The following is a 2,520-nucleotide window of genomic DNA, read 5'->3' as shown; positions in this document are numbered from 1 at the left end:
ACATTGGTGTCGTTTGTGGTGCGCTTGCACAAGGAGAACGTGCGGAGCGCGGCGCGGACGGCAGCCAACCTCGAGTTTGTGCAGGCCAGCGACGAGACCGACGAGGTAGCGCGCCGCCTTGCGATCACCCTTGAGCAGCGTGGCATACGTGCCATCAACCCGCCTATGGCGTTCCCGTTTGACCTCGAGAACTACCCCGAGCGTGGCTGGGTGGTGTCGCACAAGGTCGTGGCCGAGGCTGCCCAGCTGGGACGCATGGGGCTTCACCGCAGCGTCATCCACCCTCGCTTCGGCTCGTTCATCGTGCTGGGAACGGTCATCACCAACGCGGAGCTGGCCCCTGAGCCCTCCCTCACGGTTCCGCACCAGGGCGGGGCAACCGAGGGGCCTGCAGGCGAAGGGCCTGGGCGGCCTGCGCCGCTTGAATTCAACCCCTGTGTCAACTGCAAGCTCTGCGTGGCTGCCTGCCCCGTGGGGGCCATCGAGCCCGACGGGGGGTTTCGCTTCTCGGCCTGCTACGACCACAACTACCGGGAGTTCATGACGGGCTTCGGCGACTTTGTCGAGCATGTGGTCGAGAGCCGCAACAAGCACGACTTTCGTGATCGCGTATCGGCAAGCGAGACGGTCGCGACGTGGCAGAGCCTGGCGTTTCGCCCCTCGTACAAGGCAGCCTACTGCGTTGCGGTGTGCCCTGCGGGCGAAGAAGTGCTCGGACCTTTTGTGGAAGACCGCGCCAGTCATCTGCGCGAAGTGGTCAAGCCGCTCACCCAGCGCGAAGAGACGGTCTATGCCGTTCGCGGCTCAGACGCGGCCGAGCACGTACAGCGCCGCTTCAAGCACAAGAAGCTCAAGCTGGTTGCCTCAAGCCTGCGGCCATCCAGCCCTCGCGGGCTGTTCCGCGCGCTGCATCTGATCTTTCAGCGCAGACCAGCACGGGGCTGGCGGGCGGTGTATCACTTCGACCTGACGGGGGTGGAGCCGGTACGCGCTACCGTGACCATTGATGACGGCAGGCTCGAGGTTCAGGCCGACCAGCTGCTGGGGCGTCCAGACATCACGGTGCGCTGCGACGGGAAGCTCTGGCTTGATATCGTCAGCCAGCGACGCAGCCCAGTGTGGGCGGTGATCACCGGGCGCCTCAAGACCACCGGCGATCGCAGCCTGCTGCAGCGCTTTGCAGCGTGTTTTCCACGATAGCGTCTGGGTCATCAAGAAGGGCGGTTGAAATGGCAAGACATTCTGCCGGCGATGAGCGACAGAGAACCGAATTTCGTCTTACGGGGAGGAATATCCATGAGGGCGCTTGAGAACCGAATCCCGCCTCCATTCCTGGTGCTTGGCCTGCTTGCGCTGCAGGCTGGGGTCATCTCCCCCCCACCGTCTCACGGCGTCGTGGGGTGGGTCGTGATGGCCGTCAGCTTCGCCGGCGCCGCAGTGTTCGGATTTCCGGCCCTGGCGGGCTTTTTTCGCGCGGGCACGACCATCGACCCTGTGCACGTCGAGCGTGCATCGGTGCTGGTGACTTCCGGAATCTACGCCGTCAGTCGCAATCCGATGTATGTGTCGCTCACCTTGCTGCTCTGTACCCAGGCCGCCTGGCTAGGGAGCCCCTGGGCCTGGGTGGGGCCCGTGTTCTTTGTGGTCTTCATCACGCGCTTCCAGATCATCCCGGAGGAGCGCATGCTCACAGATCGCTTTGGTGACGCCTACATCGACTGGTGTGGGCGGGTGCGGCGCTGGCTCTAGCCCTTGCAGCCACGTTGCGGAGCCCACAGAAGCGTTCGGGCGTGGGCTGCGACGGGCGTTCGAGGGAGGTGTTCTCCCCCCCCACGCCTCGAGAGCGCCCGCCGCGGCGGTCTGTGCATCAGGCGGGGAGGGTTCGTCTCTGTGCCAGATCCGGCGCTACAGTGTGGCGAGATCGAGTACGAAGCGGTAGCGCACGTCGCCGTTGAGCACACGCTCGTAAGCCTCGTTCACCCTGTCGATTTCAATCAGCTCGATGTCGGCGGCGATGTTGTGCTCGCCGCAGAAGTCGAGCATCTCCTGGGTTTCACGAATTCCGCCGATGGCGCTCCCGGCGACCCGTCGGCGCCCCATAAGCAGAGGCATCACGTCGAGCACCGGAGGCTGGCTGGCAGGAGGGGCTCCGACGATGACCAGGGTGGCGTCGAGCTTGAGCAGGTTGACATAGCCGCTCAGCACGTAGGCCGATGAGACGGTGCTCAGCAGAAAGTCAAAGCTGCGCTGCAGCGGTTCGAGAGCACCCTCGCGGCGTGTCGCCACAAAGTGGTGGGCGCCCAGTCGGCGCGCGTCTGCTTCCTTGGCGGTGCTCGTGCTGAAGACGGTGACTTCAGCGCCGAGCCTCGAGGCCAGCTGCACGGCCATGTGCCCCAGGCCACCCAGGCCGATGATGCCCACCCGGTGGCCGGGTCCTACCTTCCAGTGGCGCAGGGGTGACCAGGTGGTGATGCCCGCACAGAGCAGCGGCGCGCTGCGCGCCAGATCGAGGGTGGCGGG

Annotated in this window: 3 protein-coding genes; 2 read left to right on the top strand and 1 reads right to left on the bottom strand. The window is 65.3% G+C overall.

Translation table 11 applies throughout. The annotated features are described in order from the left end of the window. The first annotated feature begins 3 nt into the window (after positions 1 to 3). Together EB084_23545 and EB084_23540 are read left to right on the top strand one after the other, a co-directional pair. On the top strand, positions 4 to 1,200 hold the full coding sequence (locus EB084_23545) for a 4Fe-4S ferredoxin (GenBank protein NDD31236.1): 1,197 nt from the start codon (positions 4 to 6) through the stop codon (positions 1,198 to 1,200). Positions 1,201 to 1,296: 96 nt separating this feature from the next. Beyond that, positions 1,297 to 1,749: an isoprenylcysteine carboxylmethyltransferase family protein gene (locus EB084_23540; protein ID NDD31235.1), complete on the top strand. Its 453-nt coding sequence runs from the start codon at positions 1,297 to 1,299 to the stop codon at positions 1,747 to 1,749. Positions 1,750 to 1,905: 156 nt separating this feature from the next. Here EB084_23540 and EB084_23535 read toward each other — a convergent pair. After that, positions 1,906 to 2,520: NAD(P)-dependent alcohol dehydrogenase (locus EB084_23535; GenBank protein ID NDD31234.1), on the bottom strand; the 615-nt coding region annotated here is incomplete at its 5' end.

This window comes from Pseudomonadota bacterium (assembly GCA_010028905.1).
GTDB lineage: Bacteria > Vulcanimicrobiota > Xenobia > RGZZ01 > RGZZ01 > RGZZ01.
This window is presented reverse-complemented; position numbering and strand designations above follow the sequence as displayed.

What these genes read in the sequence shown, in the direction of transcription:
- EB084_23540 (NDD31235.1), top strand. Translation starts at nt 1,297, where the DNA reads ATGAGGGCGCTTGAGAACCGAATCCCGCCTCCATTCCTGGTGCTTGGC.